Origin of the sequence: Streptomyces sp. B21-083 (assembly GCF_036898825.1) — a bacterium.
Lineage (GTDB): Bacteria > Actinomycetota > Actinomycetes > Streptomycetales > Streptomycetaceae > Streptomyces.
The window spans coordinates 1,961,810-1,981,040 of sequence record NZ_JARUND010000001.1 but is presented as its reverse complement, the minus strand read 5'-3'; the positions used below and the strand labels follow the sequence as shown (position 1 = coordinate 1,981,040).

The 19,231-nt window shown below is 70.2% G+C and carries 14 protein-coding genes; 13 read left to right on the top strand and 1 reads right to left on the bottom strand.

What is annotated here, in order from left to right; all coding sequences use genetic code 11:
• Positions 1-42 precede the first annotated feature (42 nt).
• Entirely contained in the window at positions 43-1,092 is a 1,050-nt protein-coding gene (locus QA861_RS08665; protein ID WP_334587628.1) for a LacI family DNA-binding transcriptional regulator, read from the bottom strand.
• Positions 1,093-1,324: 232 nt separating this feature from the next.
• Here QA861_RS08665 and QA861_RS08660 point away from each other — a divergent pair, with 232 nt between their 5' ends.
• The 13 genes from QA861_RS08660 to QA861_RS08600 all read left to right on the top strand — a co-directional run bounded on the left by QA861_RS08660 (position 1,325) and on the right by QA861_RS08600 (position 19,219).
• The gene (locus QA861_RS08660; protein WP_334587627.1) at positions 1,325-3,418 is read left to right on the top strand and encodes a family 43 glycosylhydrolase; all 2,094 of its coding nucleotides are present in this window, start codon (positions 1,325-1,327) and stop codon (positions 3,416-3,418) included.
• 193 nt (positions 3,419-3,611) lie between these two features.
• A complete protein-coding gene (locus QA861_RS08655; RefSeq protein WP_334587626.1) occupies positions 3,612-4,970 on the top strand; it encodes an extracellular solute-binding protein in 1,359 nt (452 codons plus the stop codon).
• Positions 4,967-5,968, top strand: a complete 1,002-nt coding sequence (locus tag QA861_RS08650) for a carbohydrate ABC transporter permease (protein WP_334587625.1) — start codon at positions 4,967-4,969, stop codon at positions 5,966-5,968. Before QA861_RS08655 ends, QA861_RS08650 begins: the two co-directional genes overlap by 4 nt.
• A complete protein-coding gene (locus QA861_RS08645) occupies positions 5,965-6,867 on the top strand; it encodes a carbohydrate ABC transporter permease (protein ID WP_334587624.1) in 903 nt (300 codons plus the stop codon). Before QA861_RS08650 ends, QA861_RS08645 begins: the two co-directional genes overlap by 4 nt.
• A gap of 72 nt (positions 6,868-6,939) precedes the next feature.
• Positions 6,940-8,487 carry a glycosyl hydrolase family 28 protein gene (locus QA861_RS08640; protein WP_334587623.1) on the top strand — a complete coding sequence of 516 codons (1,548 nt, stop codon included), beginning with the start codon at positions 6,940-6,942 and terminating at the stop codon, positions 8,485-8,487.
• Positions 8,484-11,849: an alginate lyase family protein gene (locus QA861_RS08635; RefSeq protein WP_334587622.1), complete on the top strand. Its 3,366-nt coding sequence runs from the start codon at positions 8,484-8,486 to the stop codon at positions 11,847-11,849. The genes QA861_RS08640 and QA861_RS08635 overlap by 4 nt, the downstream gene beginning before the upstream one ends.
• A 36-nt stretch (positions 11,850-11,885) precedes the next feature.
• The gene (locus QA861_RS08630; protein WP_334587621.1) at positions 11,886-13,163 is read left to right on the top strand and encodes an alginate lyase family protein; all 1,278 of its coding nucleotides are present in this window, start codon (positions 11,886-11,888) and stop codon (positions 13,161-13,163) included.
• 106 nt (positions 13,164-13,269) lie between these two features.
• Positions 13,270-14,910 carry a carboxylesterase/lipase family protein gene (locus QA861_RS08625; RefSeq protein WP_334587620.1) on the top strand — a complete coding sequence of 547 codons (1,641 nt, stop codon included), beginning with the start codon at positions 13,270-13,272 and terminating at the stop codon, positions 14,908-14,910.
• A 177-nt stretch (positions 14,911-15,087) separates the two neighbouring features.
• Positions 15,088-15,858 (top strand): GntR family transcriptional regulator, encoded by a 771-nt coding sequence (locus QA861_RS08620; protein ID WP_334587619.1) that lies wholly within the window; start codon positions 15,088-15,090, stop codon positions 15,856-15,858.
• Between the two features lie 55 nt (positions 15,859-15,913).
• A complete protein-coding gene (locus tag QA861_RS08615; protein WP_006376935.1) occupies positions 15,914-16,141 on the top strand; it encodes a 4Fe-4S dicluster domain-containing protein in 228 nt (75 codons plus the stop codon).
• A gap of 14 nt (positions 16,142-16,155) precedes the next feature.
• Positions 16,156-17,592, top strand: coding sequence for an ABC transporter substrate-binding protein (locus tag QA861_RS08610; RefSeq protein ID WP_334587618.1), 1,437 nt, complete (start codon positions 16,156-16,158; stop codon positions 17,590-17,592).
• A complete protein-coding gene (locus QA861_RS08605; protein WP_334587617.1) occupies positions 17,589-18,455 on the top strand; it encodes an ABC transporter permease in 867 nt (288 codons plus the stop codon). Before QA861_RS08610 ends, QA861_RS08605 begins: the two co-directional genes overlap by 4 nt.
• Positions 18,452-19,219, top strand: coding sequence for an ABC transporter ATP-binding protein (locus QA861_RS08600; protein ID WP_334587616.1), 768 nt, complete (start codon positions 18,452-18,454; stop codon positions 19,217-19,219). Before QA861_RS08605 ends, QA861_RS08600 begins: the two co-directional genes overlap by 4 nt.
• The last annotated feature ends 12 nt before the right edge of the window (positions 19,220-19,231 follow it).

The window sequence follows — 19,231 nt, the reverse complement described above, 5'->3', positions numbered from 1 at the left end:
CCCTCGCCACTACCAGGCGAGATGGATCAAGGTGACGAAGCGCTAGGAGGGTCTGGCCGGCGCAGCCGTACTGCCACGCTCCACCAGCCGGGTGGACAACTCCGTGCGCGTCCCCTCCGGCCGTTCCCCCGCCATCATCCGCACCAGCAACCGGAGGGCCGTCGCCGCCATCTCGGCGAGAGGCTGGCGGACGGTGGTGAGCGCCGGACTCACCCAACGAGCCTCGGCGAGATCGTCGAAACCGACCACGCTGACGTCCTCCGGCACCCTCAACTCCCGTTCTGCCAGGGCTTTGTACACCCCGAGCGCCATTTTGTCCGAGCAGACGAACACCGCGGTCGGCGGCTCGGGCAGGTCGAGGAGCTCCAGCATGCGCCGGTGGGCGACCGTCTCGTCGAAACTGCCGTAGCGGACGTACTCGGGGCGCTGGCGCACACCGGCGGTGGTGAGTGCCGAGCGGTAGCCGGACACCCGGGCGCTGCTGCACATCTTGCGCCGGTAGCCGGCGATGACCGCGATGCGTTCATGGCCCAGGGCCAACAGGTGTTCGGCCGCCGTCAGTCCTCCGTGCCAGTTGGCCGCGCCCACCGACACCACGCCCGGCGGCGGTTCCAGCACCGGGTCGATCATCACGAACGGGATGTGGTGCTGGTCGAGCCAGGCGTACTGCGACGGAGTCAGTTCGGCGAGGTTGAACAAAACGCCGGAGGAGCCACGCGTCGTCAGCTTGTCGAGCCAGCCGCGCTCCGGGCGCCCGCCCCGGGTCCGGGTCAGGCCCGCCGACACGACCATCTCCAGCCCCGCGTCGTGCGCCGCCTCCTCCACGCCGTGCAGCACCGCACCCGACCAGGAACTGTCCAGGGAGTGGACGACGAGATCGACCAGACCGGGCGACTTCGACGCGTCGAAGCGGGGTCTGCGGACATAGCCGAGCCGGTCCAGCACCTCGGTGACCCGTCGCCGGGTCTCCGGTGCCACGTCCTCCCGGCCGTTCACGACCTTCGAGGCGGTCGGTACGGAGACACCGGCCTCCCGGGCCACGACCGCCAGCGTGGGGCCCGTGGGGGCGAGGCCACCTCCGGTACGGACCATCTCCAACCGCCTCTCCGACCTGCCCGAGGCCAGCGAAAATTTCGAATAGCGCCGCTCACACGACGGAAACATTGACCGCGTAGCAACCGGTTTCTACATTAAGCCCGCCTCAGCACGACGTGAAGACGTGGGAATTCAAAAGGATCACGCCGACCGAAATTTTCGAAATACCGAACGCGAACGCGCAAGCGGCAGCGGCAGCGGTATCAGCACAGCCTTGAGAGGTGCGGGCATGACCGCAGACCACATCCGCAACCCGGTTCTCCCCGGATTCCACCCGGATCCGAGCATCCTGAGGGTCGGCGCGGACTACTACCTCGCCACCTCCACCTTCGAATGGTTCCCGGGCGTCCCCCTGCACCATTCGACGGACCTCGTCCACTGGGCGCCGGCCGGTCACATCCTGGACCGCGCCGACCGCCTCGACCTGCGCGGAGTCGCCGACTCGGCCGGTGTGTGGGCGCCCTCGCTGTCGTACCACGAGGGGCGGTTCTGGATGGTCTACAGCGTCGTCCGGACCGTCGGCTCCCCCTACAAGGATCTCGACAACTTCCTCGTGACCGCCGAGTCCATCGACGGCCCGTGGTCGGAACCGGTGTTCCTGAACTCCTCCGGGTTCGACCCGTCCTTCTTCCACGACGAGGACGGCCGCAGCTGGCTGCTCAACATGCGGTGGGACCCCCGCGCGGGCCGTCCGTCGTTCGCCGGAATCCTCCTCCAGGAGTACGACGCCCAAAAGCAGGCCCTGATCGGGCTGCCCCGGACGATCCTCACCCACGAGGAGCTGATCGAGGGTCCCAACGTGTACCGGCGGGGCGGCTGGTACTACCTGATGCTCGCCGAGGGCGGCACCGGCTGGAACCACGGCATCCTGATGGCCCGCTCGCGCGAACTCGCCGGACCCTACGAACTCGATCCCCAGGGCTCCCTCCTGACGACCCGTGACCTTCCTGACTGGCCGCTGCAGAAGGCCGGGCACGGGGAGTTGGTGTGTACGGAGGCGGGGGAGTGGTACCTCGCCCATCTGGCCTCCCGTCCCGTGGCCACCCCCGACGGACCGCGGTGCGTCCTCGGGCGGGAGACCTGTCTGCAACGCGTGACCTGGACGAACGACGGCTGGCTGCGGCTGGCGGACGGAAGCCGCCGACCGAGCCTGGAGGTTCCGGCGCCGGCGCTGACGCCGCCGGCGGCGGAAGTGTCAACCGGCGCTCCGGCAGAGGCGTTTGGCCGCGCGCAGACATCTGGACAAGCAGAGGCGTCTGGCCGTCCGCAGGTCTCCGAGTATCCGCAGGCCTCCGGACGTGCGGAGGCGTATCCGCAGGCTTCCGGACGTGCGGAGGCTTCCGGGCATCCGCAGGCTTCCGGACGTGCGGAGGCTTCCGGGTATCCGCAGGCTTCCGGACGTGTGGAGGCTTCCGGGTATCCGCAGGCTTCCGGACGTGTGGAGGCTTCCGGGTATCCGCAGGCTTCCGGACGTGTGGAGGCTTCCGGGTACCCGCAGGCCTCTGGACGTGCGCAGGCTTCCGGGTACCCGCAGGCTTCCGGACATCCCCAGGCCTCTGGGCATGCGCAGGCTTCCGGACATCCCCAGGCCTCTGGGCATGCGCAGGCTTCCGGACATCCCCAGGCCTCTGGGCATGCGCAGGCTTCCGGACATCCCCAGGCCTCTGGGCATGCGCAGGCCTCCGGGCACCCCCAGGCTTCCCAGCGCGACGACTTCGACGGCCCGGTACTCCCCGGTCACTGGAGCACACTGCGCGTCCCCGCCACCCCCGACTGGCTCACCCTCACCGAGCGGCCCGGTCATCTGCGGCTGCGCGGCCGGCAGAGCACCCACTCGCGGTACGACCAGAGCCTGGTCGCCCGCCGGCTGACCTCGGTGCGCTGTGAGGTGACGACGGTGGTCGACTTCCGCCCCGTCGACTTCACCCAACTGGCGGGCCTGATCTGCTGGTACGACACCACCCAGCACTACTACCTCCGCGTCACCCACGCCGAGGGCAGAGGCAGGGTGCTCGGCGTGATCCAGACCGACGACGGGACGTACGGTGAGTTCCCGGACTCCCAACTGGACGTCGACGACTGGCCGTCCGTGTGGCTGCGGGCCCGCATCGACGGCGCCGAACTCCGTTTCTCCGCCTCCCCGGACGGCACGGACTGGCGGCCGGTCGGACCCGTCCTCGACGCGAGCAGGCTCTCCGACGACTACGGCGAACGGCTGCGCTTCACCGGCACGTTCGTCGGCGTCTGCGCCCAGGACCTGGGCGGCACCCGTGCCCCTGCCGACTTCGACTGGTTCGACGTACGGGAACTTCCCGACAGGTAGGGAACCGGTTGCTGGACTGACTCGTGTCGCGGCCTCGGTGAGTGTTTTCGAAAAGTCGCCGACACCCTTGACGCCGTTTGCAGACAGGAAGAAGCTCTGCCCACGACGCATGACAACCGGTTGTCACGCCTCATTGATCATCTGACCGGTATGCCGGTATCCCGAACAAGCCACATCAGGAGGAGGGACGTTCATGCACGCACAGGCCGTTGCCGGTACACACCCGAGCCGCCGCCGGTTTCTCGCCCTCTCGGCGGCGGGCGGTGCGGCGGTCGGCGCGACGGCGCTGAGCGGCTGCGCCCTGAGGGTCGACGGAGCGGCCGTGGGGGGCGGTGAATCCATCACCATGATGGTCAAACTCGACGACATCTCCACGGACTTGATCCAGCAGGCACAGCGAGAGCTGGGCATCGGCATCACCGTGGTGCAGGACGACATCACCCGGCTGATCGCGATGCTCACCAGCGGCAACCCGCCCGACCTGGTGCGCGGCGTCGGCGCTCTGGACGCGCCGTTCTACGCGGCCCGGGGCGTCGCCGAGAACCTGGACCCGTACTTCGCCGCATCCACCGTCCTCAGGGCCGAGGACCTGGATCCGGCCAACGACCTGTGGCGGTTCGACGGGACCACCCAGGGCAACGGCCCCCGCTACGGCATGGCGAAGGATTTCTCCCAGGATGCGATGTTCTGGTTCAACACCGCCCAGTTCGACAGGGCGGGCATCGACCACCCCTCCGAGACCGAGCCGACCACGTACGAGGAGTGGCTGGAGAAGGCCGAGCGTCTGGTCGTACGGAAGAACGGCCAGACCACCGTCTACGGCGGCAGCTACAACGGCGTGAACATCGTCGTCCTCCTGACGAACCTGGTCGCCGCCGCCGGAGGGAACCTCTTCTCCGACGACTTCACCCGCGTCGACTTCACCACCCCCGAGGCCCGCAGGGCCCTCGCCTGGTACGTGCGCTACGCCAGAGTCAGAGTCGGGCCGAGCCTCATCCAGCCCAACCCCGACAGCTGGGACGGGCCCACCTACGTCGCCGACCGGATGGCCATGTCGGGCAGCGGCTACTGGCTGGGCGGCATGATCAACGCCGAGCCGAAGATCGCGCGGGTGTCCCGGCTCGCGCCGGCCCCGGTCTTCGAGGGCGGCCCCCGGATCAGCTCCTGCCAGGCCGGCACGGGCATGTGGATGCCGAAGAAGGCGCGGAACAAGGACGCCGCATGGCGGGTCTTCGAGTGGTTCTTCGGTGAAGGGCCCGCCAAGGACCGCGCGGCGGGCGGCTGGGGCATCCCGACCCTGAAGTCGCTGCGTCCGCTGATGCCGAGGAAGGAGGAGTACCAGAAGCGGGTCCTCGCGGTGCAGGAGGCCGAGCTGAAGCACTTCTCGGTGACCCCCTTCACCCCGTACGCCAAGTGGGACGCGCTCGAAGCCCTCATCAACCAGGTCATGCCGGCCGCGATGAACGGCCGGATCTCTGTCGACACCCTCGCGGGACGCCTCAACTCCTCGATCAACGAGCAGTTGAAGCGCGGTAAGGAGCAGGTGGGATGACCGTCGGCCAGATCTCCGAAGCCGGCGGGCGGCCCCGGTCGCCCGCCGCCCGCACCGGCGCCGTCCGCCCTGGTGCGCTGCCCCGGAACTCCATGACCGCCCGTCGGCACCGGGCGTTCTACCTGTTCACGTCGCCCTGGATCATCGGCTTCCTGCTGCTGACCGTCGGGCCGATGGCGTACGCGCTGTGGCTGAGTTTCACCACCTTCGACGGGATCTCCCCCCGCTGGAGCTTCGTCGGGTTCGCCAACTACCGCGAGCTGCTGTCCGACCAGGTGACCTGGGACTCGCTGAGCCGGACCGGGGTGTTCGCCCTCACCTCGGTACCGCTGTCGATCGTCGCCGGGCTGGCGCTGGCGGTCCTGGTCAACCGCCCGATGCGGGCGCGGGGCCTGTGGCGCACGCTGCTCTATCTGCCGGCCGTGGTTCCGCCGGTGGGCGCGGGCCTCGTCTTCAAAACGCTCTTCAACCGGGACTCGGGCGCCGCCAACGGTGTCCTCAACCTGGCCGGCATCGACGCCGTCGCCTGGCTGGACGACCCGTACGCCCGCTACGTGATCCTGATGGCGGTGCTGTGGGGCGCCGGAAACGTCATGATCATCTCGCTGGCGGGGCTCCAGGACGTACCCCGGGAACTCCACGAGGCGGCCCGGATCGACGGCGCGAGCGCCTGGCGGACCTTCCGCAGCATCACCGTGCCGCTGCTCTCGCCGGTGCTGCTGTTCCAGGGGGTGACCGGGATGATCGCCTCGGTTCAGACGATCATGCCGCTGCTGATCGCGTCGAACCCCACCCCCGCCGGCGTCACCGCGATTCCGCAGACCAACTACATGTACATGATGCACGTGTTCGCGGAGTACTTCGCGCTCGGCCGCTACGGCTACGCCTCCGCGCTCCTGTGGGTTCTCTTCGTCCTCATCCTCATCGTGACCGGTCTGATCTTCAGACTCACCTCCGGTGTGGTGTTCTACAACGTCGACCCGGAGGCGAAGAAGTGACCGTCACCACCGTGACCTCCCGATCCGGACCCGCCACCGCCGTGACCCCCGGGAACGACGGCCCCGCGACCCGGGTACGGGTACGCACGTCCCGTCTGGTCCTCTACAGCGTCCTCGTCGTGATCACCGGCCTGATGATCGGCCCCTTCGGCTGGCTGATCGTCACCGGTCTCAAGACGACGCCCGAACTCGCCGCCTCCCCGGTGCACTGGCTGCCCGACAGGATCCAGTGGCACAACTTCGCGGACGCCTTCACCAGCATCGACTTCCTGGGATACGCCCGCAACTCCCTCATCATCGCCCTGATCTACGCCACCCTCGTCACCCTCAGTTCCGCCTGGGTCGGCTTCGGCTTCGCCCGGCTGGACGCTCCCGGCAAGAAGGTGCTGTTCGGCATCCTCCTCGGCTCGATGATGCTGCCGCAGATGATCACGCTCTTTCCGACGTACCTCATCTTCGCCAAGGTCGGCATGGTCGACACGTACTGGCCATGGGTGCTGTGGGGACTGTCGGCGGCCCCCTATCTGGTGTTCCTGTTCCGGCAGTTCTTCGCCGGGATGCCACGGGAACTGGAGGAGGCCGCGATCATCGACGGCTGCGGCTACCCGACGATCTTCTGGCGGATCTTCCTGCCGCAGGCCCGGCCGGTGCTGGCCGCGAGCTTCGTGATCGCCTTCACCTGGAGCTGGGGCGACTTCATCGCTCCGATGCTGCTGCTGTCCAGCGACCGCACCACGCTCTCCGTCGCGATCATGACCCAGTACGTGACCCCGGGCGGGCTCCCCGTCAACAACCTGCTGGCCGCCGGATCCGTGATGTACGTCGTGCCGATCCTGCTGATCTTCCTCATCGCCCAGCGCGGGTTCGTCGCCGGTATGTCCACCACTGGCCTCAAGTAACCCTCCCTGCCCCTCTTTTCACTCCTGCCCTCTTGTCTCTTCTTGTCTGTCCACCTCTGCGAGGAGTTGTCCATGAACCCGTCCCTGTCCCGCCGTACCGCCCTCCAGGCGGCCGGTGCCACCGCGCTCGCGGCCGGTCTCACCAACCTGACGGCGACGACGGCCCGGGCGGACGAGGCCGCGGCGGCGCCGGCGCTCGTCACCTACCCCCGTCCGTCCGCCATGCCGACCAACACCAGTTTCAAGGTGCGGGTCCGTACCGCCCCCGACGGCGAGTGGCAGACCCTGGACATCTGGCGGCCCCAGCTGGGGGAGATCAACCCCACCACCGGGTCGAGCAGGATCTACAACTCCTCGCTGGCGTACTTCGACTTCCAGGGCTCCGTCGAGATCGAGGTCACCTACCTCAAGGGCGGCACCACCAAGGCCCGGGTGAGACCCGACTCGTACGGCATCACGCCCGAACTGCTCGGCGACACCCTGCGGTTCACGCTCGACGAGCCGCGCAACGTCGTCGTCCAGATCAACGACGACATCTTCGACTGTCTCCATCTGTTCGCCCGCGCGATCGAGAAGAAGCGACCCGCGCCGGACGACCCGAACGTCATCTACTACGGCCCCGGCGTCCACACCACCGCCGACGGCACCCTGCTCGTCCCCTCCGGCAAGACCGTGTATCTCGACGGCGGCGCAGTCCTCAAGGCGACCGTGATCTTCCGCGACGTGGAGCACGCCGGGCTCGCCGGCCGGGGTGTGCTCGCCGGGACGGCGGGCGGCGGAGCCCTTGTGGAGAACTCGCGGAACATCTCCATCGGCGCCGTCACCGTGCTCAACCCGAACGGCTACGCGGTTCAGTTGGGCGAGGCCACCGGCGTCACCATCAAGGGCCTCGGCTCCTTCAGCTCCAAGGGCTGGGGCGACGGCATCGACGTCTTCTGCAGCAGCAACGTCGTCATCGACGGCGTGTTCATGCGCAACTCCGACGACTGCATCGCCATCTACACCCACCGTTGGGAGTACTACGGCGACACCACGAACATCACCGTCCGCAACTCCACCCTCTGGGCGGACGTCGCCCACCCCATCAACGTCGGCACGCACGGCAACACCGACAATCCCGAGGTCCTGAAGAACCTCACCTTCAGGAACCTCGACATCCTGGACCACCGCGAGCCCCAGATGGGCTACCAGGGCTGCATCGCCCTCAACGCCGGTGACAGCAACCTGATCAAGAACGTGAAGGTCGACGGCGTACGCGTCGAGGACTTCCGCTGGGGCCAGCTCATCCACATGCGGATCATGTACAACACGAAGTACAACACCTCGGTCGGCCGCGGCATCCAGGACGTCTATGTCAAGGACCTCTCCTACACGGGCAAGCCGCTCGCCACCTGCCTGCTGCTCGGCTACGACGCCAAGCACCCGATCAAGGACGTGACCTTCGAGAACCTCGTCGTCAACGGCACGGTGATCGCGGACTCGATGAAGAAGCCGACCTGGTACCTCACCACCGACACCATCCCGATGCACACCAACGAGCACGTGACCAACCTCCGCTTCCTCACCACGGCAGAGGCAGCGGCAGAGGCAGCGGCGGAGTCCGAGGCGGCGACCTCATGACGGTCTCTCCCCTCAGCCGCCGGGGTTTCCTCGGTGGCAGCGGCGCCGCGGCCCTGCTGCTGGCATCGGGCGTCACCGGCCTCGCCGTCCCCGGCCCGGCCTGGGCGGCGGCCCGGCAACGGACCTTCACCCACCCCGGCCTGCTGCACGGCGCCGACGACCTGACCCGGATGAGAGAAGCCGTCACGGCACAGCGATCCCCTGTCTACGACGGCTACTTGGCGTTCGCCGCCCATGCGCGCTCGAAGTCGACGTACGCCGTGCAGAACACCGGCCAGATCACCTCCTGGGGCCGTGGCCCGTCCAACTTCATGAACCAGGCCGTCGCCGACTCGGCCGCCGCCTACCAGAACGCGCTCATGTGGGCCGTCACGGGCAACCGGGCCAACGCCGACAAGGCCCGCGACATCCTGAACGCCTGGTCGGCGTCGCTCACCGCCGTCACGGGCGCGGACGGCCCGCTCGGCGCCGGGCTCCAGGCCTTCAAGTTCGTCAACGCGGCCGAACTCATGCGCCACGGCGGCGACTACGACGGCTGGGCGGACGCGGACATCGCCCGCTGCGAGCGCTCCTTCCTCGACGTCTGGTACCCGGCAGTCTCCGGCTACATGCTCTACGCCAACGGCAACTGGGACCTGACGGCCGTTCAGACCATCCTGGCCATCGGGGTGTTCTGCGAGGAGCCGACCCTCTTCGAGGACGCCCTGCGGTTCATGGCGGCCGGAGTCGGCAACGGCAGCATCGCCCACCGCGTCGTCACCGACGCCGGCCAGGGCCAGGAGGCCGGCCGCGACCAGGGCCACGAACAGCTCGCGGTCGGTCTGACCGGCGACATCGCCCAGGTCGCCTGGAACCAGGGCGTCGACCTGTGGGGCTACGACGACAACCGTGTCCTCGCCAACTTCGAGTACGCCGCCCGCTACAACCTCGGCGGTGACGTCCCCTTCACCCCCGATCTCGACCGCACCGGCAAGTACATCAAGAAGTCCGTCTCCGCGACCGGCCGCGGCAACCTGCCCCCGATCTACGAGATGGCGTACGCGCACTACGCGGGCGTACGCGCCCTCGACACCCCCTCCACGAAGGCGGCAGTCTTCCGGGGGACGGGCGGCGCCCGCGTCGTGGAGGGCAGCAACGACGACCTGCCGAGCTGGGGCACCCTGACCTTCGCGGGCACCACGGCCCCCGCACCGGCCGCGCCCACCGCTCCAACCGGCGTCACGGCGCTCGGCGCGCACGACACCGTCACCGTCTCCTGGCTCCCCTCCACATGGGCCACCGGCTACACGGTCCGGCGTGCCGACCGTCCCGAGGGCCCGTACGAGACGATCGCCGACGCCGTCACCACCGACACGTACACGGACCGGCACGTCCACCGCGGCCGGACCTCCTACTACACGGTCCTCGCCACCAACTCCCTCGGCACGAGCGGCACTTCGGGCTGGGCGGCGGCGAGTGCCGGGCTGCCCGCGCCCTGGTCGACCCAGGACGTGGGGGAGACGGGCGTCCCGGGTTCGGCGGTCTTCGACGGCGAACGGTTCGTGCTGGGGGCGGGCGGGACGGCGGACACGTACCGCCTGGCCCACCTGCCCCTGCGCGGCGACGGCTCGGTGACCGCGCGCATCGTGTGGCCGCTCAGCTCCCAGTACTCCAGGATCGGCGTCACCCTGCGCGCCTCCCTCGACGCCGCCGCCCCGCACGCGTCGATGCTGATCCAGGGCCTGCCGCTGCACACCTGGAGCGGCGTGTGGACGGTACGCCCGGCGCCCGGAGCGGCGGTCTCCGCCACCGGCAGCACCCCCGTACCGCCCTCGCAGCAGCAGACGATCACCACGGCCGCCTCCTTCCCGATCTCCGACCTCGGCGCGCTCCCCGAGTCGGCGACACCACTCACCGCGCCCTACGTCGAAGGCGCCGGCGACGGCTACCGGCTGCGGGCCCCCTACTGGGTACGCGTCGAGCGCGAGGGCCGCCGCTGTACGGGGTCCATCTCCCCGGACGGCGACAACTGGACGCAAGTCGGCGTCACCGAGGTGGAGTTGGGGCGAACGGTGTACGCCGGGCTCGCCCTCACCTCCTGCCTGGGCGTCGACGCCGGGTACGCCGAGACCGGCACCGGCGCCTTCGACAACGTCCGGGTGACCGGCGCCTCCGGGCCCATCTGGTGCGTACCGCGCCCCCGGCGCACCGCCACCGACCTACGGGCGGCCACCGGAGCCGACGCCGTCGAGCTGACCTGGACCGACCCCGACCTGTCGGCGCGCTACACGGTACTGCGGGCCACGCGCCCCGACGGCCCTTACGGGAGGGTCGCCGACGAGGTCGGACCGGTCGGCTTCGGCACCCGCGTGCGGTACGCGGACGCCACCGGGACACCCGGACGGACGTACCATTACGCCGTCGCCAAAACCAACTCCGGTGGCCGTGGGCCGCGTTCGGCCCCGGACTCCGCCCTGATGCCGACACCGTCGGTGCCTCAGACACTGTCGGCGGGCGCTGCGTTCGCCAACGTGGGCGTCCCCTTCCAGCACCTGATCCGCGCCTCGCACCTACCCGTGCGGTTCGCCGCCGCCGGGCTGCCGAAGGGGCTGACCGTGGACCGGCACACCGGGCTCGTCTCCGGAACGCCCACCGAGAGCGGGGAGTTCACGGTCACCACGACCGCGAGCAACGCCTCCGACGCGGCGACGGCCACCCTCGCACTCACCGTCGGGACCCCGCCGCCCGCCACCTGGACCTACGGCGACCTCGGTGATGTCGTAGTCGACGAACGGGAGTTGGGGACCTACGGCGTGGTGGCGGTACGTACGCCCGGCTCCACCTCGTACGAACCGAAGGGCGCCAAGGACACGAAGGACGGGACCTTCGTCGTCCGGGGTGCCGGAACCGACCTGAACGTCAACGGGCAGGGAATGACCGGGCAGTTCGTCCGACGGCAGGTCACCGGCGACAGCGTTCTCACCGCCCGGCTGGTCTCCCGTACCGGAGCCACGGCCGCCGACCGCGTCGGGCTGCTGATGGCCAAGTCCCTGTCACCGTTCGACCAGGCGGCCGGGGTGATCGTCACCGGCGGCACCACAGCCCAGCTGATGCTGCGCAAGACGGTGGCGGGCGCCTCCGTCTTCACCGGCACCGCCACCCCCGCCGTCCAACTCCCCTGCCTGCTAAGGCTGAAGCGCACCGCAACCACCTTCTCCGCAGCCCTCTCCACCGATGACGGCGTCAGCTGGACCCCCCTCGCCGAGGGAGAGATCCCCGGCTTCGGCGACGCCCCCCACTACGTGGGCCTCGTGGTCTGCTCCCGCGACCCCCTGGCCCGCTGCACCTCGTACTTCGACGAGGTGAGCATCAGCCCCACCTGATCCTCCTGGATCCACCAGGATTGGAGATGCATCGCAATGAGCCGCGAAAACCCCCACAAGCACTCCTACCAGCCCGAAGTACCTGACCATCAAGCCAAGTTGAGCCGCCGCGGACTGCTGAGGTCCGCCGGCGGTCTCACCGCCGCCCTCGCCGTCGGCACCTCCGCCGCAGCACTCACGGCCCCCTCCGCCCAGGCCGCACCCGCGACCTTCACCCACCCCGGCATGCTCCACGCCTACGGCGAACTCAACCGCGCCAAGGTCCGGGTCGCCGCCGGTACCGACCCCTGGCTCTCCGGCTGGAACCGCCTGACCGCCAACTCCCATTCCGCGTCGACCTGGACGCCCCGCCCCCAGGCCACGATCATCCGGGGCGGTACCGGCGAGAACTACACCGTCCTCTACAACGACATCCATGCCGCCTACCAGAACGCCCTGCGCTGGAAGATCGCGGGCACCACCGCCAACGGCGACACGGCGGTGCGCATCCTCAACGCCTGGTCGTCGACGCTCACCACCGTCACCGGCAACGCCGACCGCTTCCTGGCCGCCGGGATCTACGGCTACCAGTTCGCCAACGCCGCCGAACTCATGCGCGGCTACAGCGGATTCGACCTCGACCGGTTCAAGACGATGATGCTCGACGTCTTCTACCCCCTCAACAACCAGTTCCTGACCGGTCACAACGACGCCTGCATCACCAACTACTGGGCCAACTGGGACCTCTGCAACATGAACTCGATCCTCGCGATCGGGATCCTGTGCGACGACGGAGCCAAGTACGACCAGGCCGTCAACTACTTCAAGACCGGCGCGGGCAACGGCTCCCTCGCCCACGCCGTCCCGTACCTCCACACCGACTCGGCCGGCTACGCCCTGGGCCAGTGGCAGGAGTCGGGGCGCGACCAGGGGCACACCATGATGGGCATGGGCCAGATGGGAGCCTTCTGCGAGATGGCCTGGTCCCAGGGCGACGACCTGTACGGCTACGACAGCAACCGGTTCATGAAGGCCGCCCAGTACGTCGCCAGGTACAACCTGGGCAACGACGTCCCCTACACCACGTACACCTGGGGCACCGGCCAGAACTGCGCCCAGTCGTCACAGACCGTGATCTCCTCCGTCAGTCGGGGCCAGGTCCGCCCGGTCTGGGACCTTCTCTACTACCACTACGCCAAGCGGCGCGGCCTGTCCGTCCCGTACATCCAGGCGATGGCCGAGAGCGTCCGGCCCGAGGGCGGGGGAGGTGACTACGGCACGACGAGCGGCGGCTTCGACCAGCTCGGCTTCGGCACCCTGATGTACGCCAGATAGCCGCACCGTCACCCACCGAAAGGCTCCTTCCGCAGGAATGCCGGCAGGTCATGTGTTGCTGTGATCTGAACGGTTCACGAGCGGCGGCGAGAGAGCTGGTGGGCAGATGACGGACGAATCGGCAGGGCCTGTCGTACGGACGCCCTACGGGGAGGTCCGGGGCAGCTACGAGGGCGACGGGATCGCCGTGTTCCGCGGCATCCCGTACGCCGCTCCGCCCTTCGGCCCCCGCCGGTTCAGGCCGCCCGTGCCGCCCACCCCCTGGGACGGGGTGCGCGACGCGGGCGGCTTCGGTCCGACCGCGCCGAAACCGCCGTACTCCGAGGCGTTCGCCCGACTGCTGTCGGACCCGGTGGTCCCCGGCGACGACTGTCTCAACCTCAACGTGTGGACCCCGGAGCCCGGCCGGGGGGCCCGGCTCCCGGTCATGGTGTGGATCCATGGCGGCGCCCTGACCCGAGGTTCATCGGCCGTCCCCGTCTACGACGGCCACGCCTTCGCTCGCGACGGCGTGGTCCTCGTCTCGGTCAACTACCGTCTGGGCGTGGAGGGTTACGGCCTCTTCCCGGACGCACTCCCGAACCCCGGGCTACGTGACCAGCTCGCCGCGCTGGAGTGGGTACGGGCGTCGATCGCGGCCTTCGGCGGCGACCCCGACCGTGTCACCGTCTTCGGCCAGTCGGCCGGCGCCATCAGCATCGGCGCGCTGCTCGCCTCCCCACCAGCGCAGGGGCTCTTCCGGCGGGCGGTGCTGCAGAGCGGGCCGCCCGAGGTGAGCGACCGTGACAAGGTACGGCGGATGGTGCGCCGGATGGCGGCCCGGCTGAAGATCCCGGCGACCGCCGAGGCCTTCGCCGCCGTCGACCGGGAACTGCTGCTGCGCGTCCAGGGCGAGGTCGGGCGGCTGAGCAGCCCGGTGTTCGGCGGACCGGCCTTCGGTATCGTCGTCGACGGCGACCTCGTACCCCGCGACCCCTTGGAGGCCCTCGTCGACGGGGTCGCCGCCGACGTCGACCTGCTTCTGGGCTGGACCCGGGACGAGTACCGGCTGTGGCTGGTGCCGGTCGGGCTCCTGGAGCGCCTCGACCGGCTCGGCGCGGTCGCCCTGGCCGGCGCCATGGCCCGCTGCCGCTGCGGCCCCGAGGTCCCGCGCGGCTACCGCACTCTGCACCCCGACGCCGGCCCGGCCGACCTCGTGGGCCAGCTGGTCACCGACCACCTCCTGCGCGTGCCGCTGCACCGGCTCGCGGAAGCACGCGGCCAGGGCGGGACGGGCGGCAGGGGCGGCGAGGACGGGATGGGTGGCAGGGGCGGTCAGGGCGGCCGGGCCTACGTGTACGAGTTCGCCTGGCCGTCCACCAAGCCAGGCCTGGGCGCCTGCCACTCCATCGAACTGGGATTCGTGTTCGACACCCACGAGGCCCCCGCGTCCGCCAGGCTCGCGGGCGACGGCGCCCCGCCGGACCTCGCCGAGGCCACGCACACGGCGTGGGTACGCTTCGCTGTCGACGGCGACCCTGGCTGGCGGCCCTGGGACGCCTCGCACCCCGTGCGGATCTTCGGCGACGGCGACCCGCACACCGTAGAGGGACCACGCGACCGCGAACTGGCCCTGTGGGCGGCCGACGCCAGGAGGCCGGACGCCGCTCCGGAGGAGACCCCCCGGCCTCGTTCGCTCCTGCGCGGCGCGGAAACACGGTCGCCCGTACGACGCCTCCGCCTCCCCGGTGCCGTCCACCGGCGCTGACCGGAGCCGCCCGACAGGTTTCGGCCAGGTGGCGGATCTGCCAGTCCTCGGGGCAAACCGCCAGTTCACGCCGGTGAACGACCGGCAGCGCGGTGGCGCAACACTGCCGCAACACCACGGAGGGCCGCCCACGGTTATGGTCCGGGGGACACGAACCCCCGCCCCGCTGGAGTCCCGATGCCCGCCGACCGCACTCGCGAACACACCGCGCCCGTCGCGGCAGCGCGACGCCGCCGGCTGCGTGCGGACCGGGCCCGGCAGCTCGCCGACCTGCTCCGCCACCAGCTTCTGACGGACGGCTTCCCCGAGGGCGTACTCCCGCACGAGGACGCCATAGGCGCCGACTACGGCGCGTCCCGTAACACGGTCCGCCAGGCCCTGGACCTGCTCCGCACCGAACAACTGGTCGAGCGGCTGCCCGGGGTCGGTACGGTCGTCACCTGTCAGAAGTACCCGCACGGCCTGGACCGGCTGATGGGGCTGGCGGAGACCCTCCACGAGCACGGCCATGTCACCAACGAGGTACGGACCATGAGCCCGGTCGCCGCGCCCGGACCGGTCGCCGCCCGGCTCGGACTGCGACCTCGTGCCGAGGTCCTGTACGTGGAGCGGCTGCGCCGCCTCGGCGGGGTGCCGCTGTCACTGGACCTCACCTACATCCCGATGGACATCGGCGTCGAACTCCTCGGCGCCGACCTGGAGAACACCGACGTCTTCCGGCTGCTGGAGCAGATCACCGGCCGGCGCCTGGGCACCGCCGAGATCACCCTGGAGGCCGTCACCGCCGACGCGCACTCCGCCGCCGTCCTGGAAGCCCCGCGCGGAGCGGCCGTACTGATGCTGGAGCGGCTCACCTGTCTGTCCGACGGGCGGCCCGTGGACCTGGAGTTCATCCGCTTCCGGGGCGACCGGATCACCATGCGCGGACTGCTCCACCGGTCCGCCTGACCCACCTTCTCCTCCGCAACCCACACCCCTCGCCAGCCGATTCCCGGAGACAGCCATGCCTCTCGTCCCCCAGCGTGCCGACGTGCCCGTCACCATCGACGAGTCCAAGTGCATCGACGGCTGCACCCTCTGCGTCGACATGTGCCCGCTGGACTCCCTCGCCATCGACCCGGACACCAGCAAGGCGTACATGCACGTCGACGAGTGCTGGTACTGCGGCCCCTGCGCCGCCCGCTGCCCCACCGGCGCGGTCACCGTCAACATGCCCTACCTCCTCCGGTGAAAGGTCTCTCCAGCATGGCTTCCGTGGCGCGCCCCCAGTCACGCGGCACCACCCCGTCCCGCTGCGTCACCTCGTCGCGCAGGATCGCTCCGGCCGTCCTCGCCGCCGCCCTGCTCCTCCCGCTCACCGCCTGCGGCGGCTCCGCGGACGCGAGCGACAGCAAGTCGGTCACCCTGACCGTCGGCTACCAGTCCAAGACCATCAACACCGTCACGGCCGGAACCCTGCTGCGTTCGCTCGGCTACTTCGAGAGCGCGCTGAAGGCCCAGGGCGCCCGTGACGGCATCACCTACAAGGTGGAGTGGCAGGACTACGCCACCGGCGCCCCGATCACCGCCGCGATGATCGCCGGGAAGGTCGACATCGGCTCCATGGGAGACTTCCCGCTGCTCATCAACGCCTCCCGGGGCAAGCAGCTGAACGCCCCGACCCGGTTGGTCTCCGTCACCGGCTACAACGCGCGCGGCGCCCTCAACACCGTGGTCACCGCCCCGGATTCGGCTCTGAAGTCGCTGTCCGACCTGCGCGGCAAGAAGGTGTCGACGAGCGTCGGCTCGGCCGCCGACGGCACCCTCGTACGGGCCCTGGAGCAGGCCGGTCTCGACCCCGACAAGGACATCGGCAAGCTCAACCAGCAGCCCGCCGTGGGTGCTTCGGCACTGGAGGCGGGCAGCGTCGACGCGCTCTCGCAGTTCGTGGCCTGGCCCGGCCTGCTGGCCTTCCAGGGCAAGGCGAAGGCCCTGTACGACGGCGGCGCGCTCGGCCTGCCCACCCTCCACGGCGTCACCGTGCGCGACGCGTTCGCCGACCGACGCCCAGCCGTCGTCGAGGCGTTCCTCGCCGCACAGATCAGGGCCACCGCGTATCTCGACGCACACCCGGTCACCGCCGCCGAGAAGGTCGCCGAGGTCACCGGGCTGCCAGCCGAGGTCGTCTACCTCTACAACGGCAAGGGTGGCATCGCCACCTTCGACCCCACGCTCAAGCCCGAGCTGGTCGCCGCCCTGAAGAAGGACGTTCCGCTGCTGGTCTCCGCCAAGCTCGCGGGCACCGTGAACGTCTCCGACTTCGTCGACGACAGCTACCTCAAGAAGGCCTACGGCGCCGGATACGCCAGAGCCGCCGCCACCACGGCGCCCGCCTCCAGGCCCGAGGTCTGGCTCAAGGGCGCGACCACCACCAGCACCTACGCCGACCCGGCCGCCCTCCTCCGCTACGTCGCCGGGCACAGCGGCACCGTACGGGCCGCGTACGTGCCCGACGCCACCACCGGCACCCGCTGGTTCGCCGACAAGTCGGTATGGGTCCACGACGGCACCGATCTGGAGCCCTTCGTCACCGAGGCCACCGCCGACGCCTGGACCGCCGCCCACCCCGGAGCACGGATCGTCAGCTACGCCACGGCGCTGTCCACGGCGCTGTCCACGGCACCGCGGCAGGCCGCGAAATGAGCGCCTCCACCGACTCCTCTTCCCCGTATCCCCGCTACGTTCTGCGCGCCGCCTCGCTGCTGGCCGCGCTCGGCATCTGGCAGCTGCTCACCAGCCAACACGTCAACCTGTGGCTGCGGTTCGCCCAGTTCCCCACCGCCACCCAGGTCGCCCGCGAGTTCGGGCACCGCCTCGGCACGGCCGTCTACTGGCAGGACCTGACCGACAGCCTGACCCGCATCCTCACCGGCTTCGCGCTCGCCTCGGTCGCCGGGATCGCGGTCGGCACGGCCGTCGCCCGCTCCCGGATCGCCGCCGACCTCCTCGGCCCGCTCCTCGAAGTACTGCGGCCCATACCGGCGATCGCCCTCGTCCCGGTGGCGATCCTGCTCTTCCCCACCAACGAGCAGGGCATCGTCTTCATCACCTTCACCGCCGCCTTCTTCCCCGTCCTGGTCTCCACCCGGCACGCGGTCCGGGCGCTGACGCCGGTCTGGGAGGAGGCCGTCCTCACCATGGGCGGCGGCCGGCTGCGCGTCCTCGCCTCCGTCGTCCTGCCCGGTGCGCTGCCCGGCATCCTCGGCGGGCTCTCGGTGGGCATCGGCGTGTCCTGGATCTGCGTCATCTCCGCCGAGATGATCTCCGGCCAGTACGGCGTCGGCTACCGCACCTGGCAGGACTACACCATCGTCAACTATCCGGGCGTCCTCGTCGGCATGGCCACCATCGGCCTGCTGGGCTGGCTCACCTCCACCGCCGTCGAGGCCGCCGGCCGCCGCGTCACCCGCTGGCTGCCGCGCCCGGCCGCCGAACGGGCGGTGCCCGCACGCCGGGTACGCCGCGCTACTGCGACTCCGCACGCGTCCGGGAGGACGGCATCATGACGACCCAGGTCAGTACGTCCACCGTCGAGACCGGGGCCCCGAAGGGCGTAAGGCTACGGCTGTCGGGCGCCACCATCGGGCGGCCGGGACTGCCGGTGCTCAGCGGCCTCGACCTCGACATCGCCCCCGGTGAACTGCGAGCCGTCGTAGGCCCGTCCGGCTGTGGGAAGTCGACGCTGCTGCGCACCCTGGCCGGGCTGCTGCCGGCGCTCGACGGACAGGTCAGTCAGGACGACCGGCCGATCAACCGGCCGGAGGCCGACCGCGCCCTGGTCTTCCAGGAGGACGGCCTGCTGCCCTGGCGCAACGCCCGCCGCAACGTCGAACTCCCGCTCGCCATACGGGGGTTGCCGCGCGCCGAACGCCGAGCGCAGGCCGCCCGGTGGCTGGCCCGGGTCGGTCTGGCCGACCGCGAGGAACAGCTGCCGCACCGGATGTCCGGCGGCCAGCGTCAGCGCGTACAGCTGGCCCGCGCCCTGGCCGGACGTCCGCGCGCGGTGCTGATGGACGAACCGTTCGGGGCGCTGGACGCGCAGACCCGGGCCGGGATGCAGAACCTGCTCGTCGAGGTACTGAACGGCACCCGGGCCACGGTCGTCTTCGTCACCCACGACGTCGACGAGGCGGTGTTCCTCGGCGACCGCGTCGCCCTCCTCGGCACCGGCCAGGTCCTGGACGTCCCCCGACCGCGCGAGCGCGCGGCCCACGGCGAGCCCGAGACGGTCGCCCTGCGCCGCCGGATCCTCGCTTCCCTCAGCAGCTGAAAGGTCTCCCTC

What these genes read in the sequence shown, in the direction of transcription:
- QA861_RS08665 (WP_334587628.1), bottom strand. Translation starts at nt 1,092, where the DNA reads ATGGTCCGTACCGGAGGTGGCCTCGCCCCCACGGGCCCCACGCTGGCG.
- QA861_RS08660 (WP_334587627.1), top strand. Translation starts at nt 1,325, where the DNA reads ATGACCGCAGACCACATCCGCAACCCGGTTCTCCCCGGATTCCACCCG.
- QA861_RS08655 (WP_334587626.1), top strand. Translation starts at nt 3,612, where the DNA reads ATGCACGCACAGGCCGTTGCCGGTACACACCCGAGCCGCCGCCGGTTT.
- QA861_RS08650 (WP_334587625.1), top strand. Translation starts at nt 4,967, where the DNA reads ATGACCGTCGGCCAGATCTCCGAAGCCGGCGGGCGGCCCCGGTCGCCC.
- QA861_RS08640 (WP_334587623.1), top strand. Translation starts at nt 6,940, where the DNA reads ATGAACCCGTCCCTGTCCCGCCGTACCGCCCTCCAGGCGGCCGGTGCC.
- QA861_RS08635 (WP_334587622.1), top strand. Translation starts at nt 8,484, where the DNA reads ATGACGGTCTCTCCCCTCAGCCGCCGGGGTTTCCTCGGTGGCAGCGGC.
- QA861_RS08630 (WP_334587621.1), top strand. Translation starts at nt 11,886, where the DNA reads ATGAGCCGCGAAAACCCCCACAAGCACTCCTACCAGCCCGAAGTACCT.
- QA861_RS08625 (WP_334587620.1), top strand. Translation starts at nt 13,270, where the DNA reads ATGACGGACGAATCGGCAGGGCCTGTCGTACGGACGCCCTACGGGGAG.
- QA861_RS08620 (WP_334587619.1), top strand. Translation starts at nt 15,088, where the DNA reads ATGCCCGCCGACCGCACTCGCGAACACACCGCGCCCGTCGCGGCAGCG.
- QA861_RS08615 (WP_006376935.1), top strand. Translation starts at nt 15,914, where the DNA reads ATGCCTCTCGTCCCCCAGCGTGCCGACGTGCCCGTCACCATCGACGAG.
- QA861_RS08610 (WP_334587618.1), top strand. Translation starts at nt 16,156, where the DNA reads ATGGCTTCCGTGGCGCGCCCCCAGTCACGCGGCACCACCCCGTCCCGC.
- QA861_RS08605 (WP_334587617.1), top strand. Translation starts at nt 17,589, where the DNA reads ATGAGCGCCTCCACCGACTCCTCTTCCCCGTATCCCCGCTACGTTCTG.
- QA861_RS08600 (WP_334587616.1), top strand. Translation starts at nt 18,452, where the DNA reads ATGACGACCCAGGTCAGTACGTCCACCGTCGAGACCGGGGCCCCGAAG.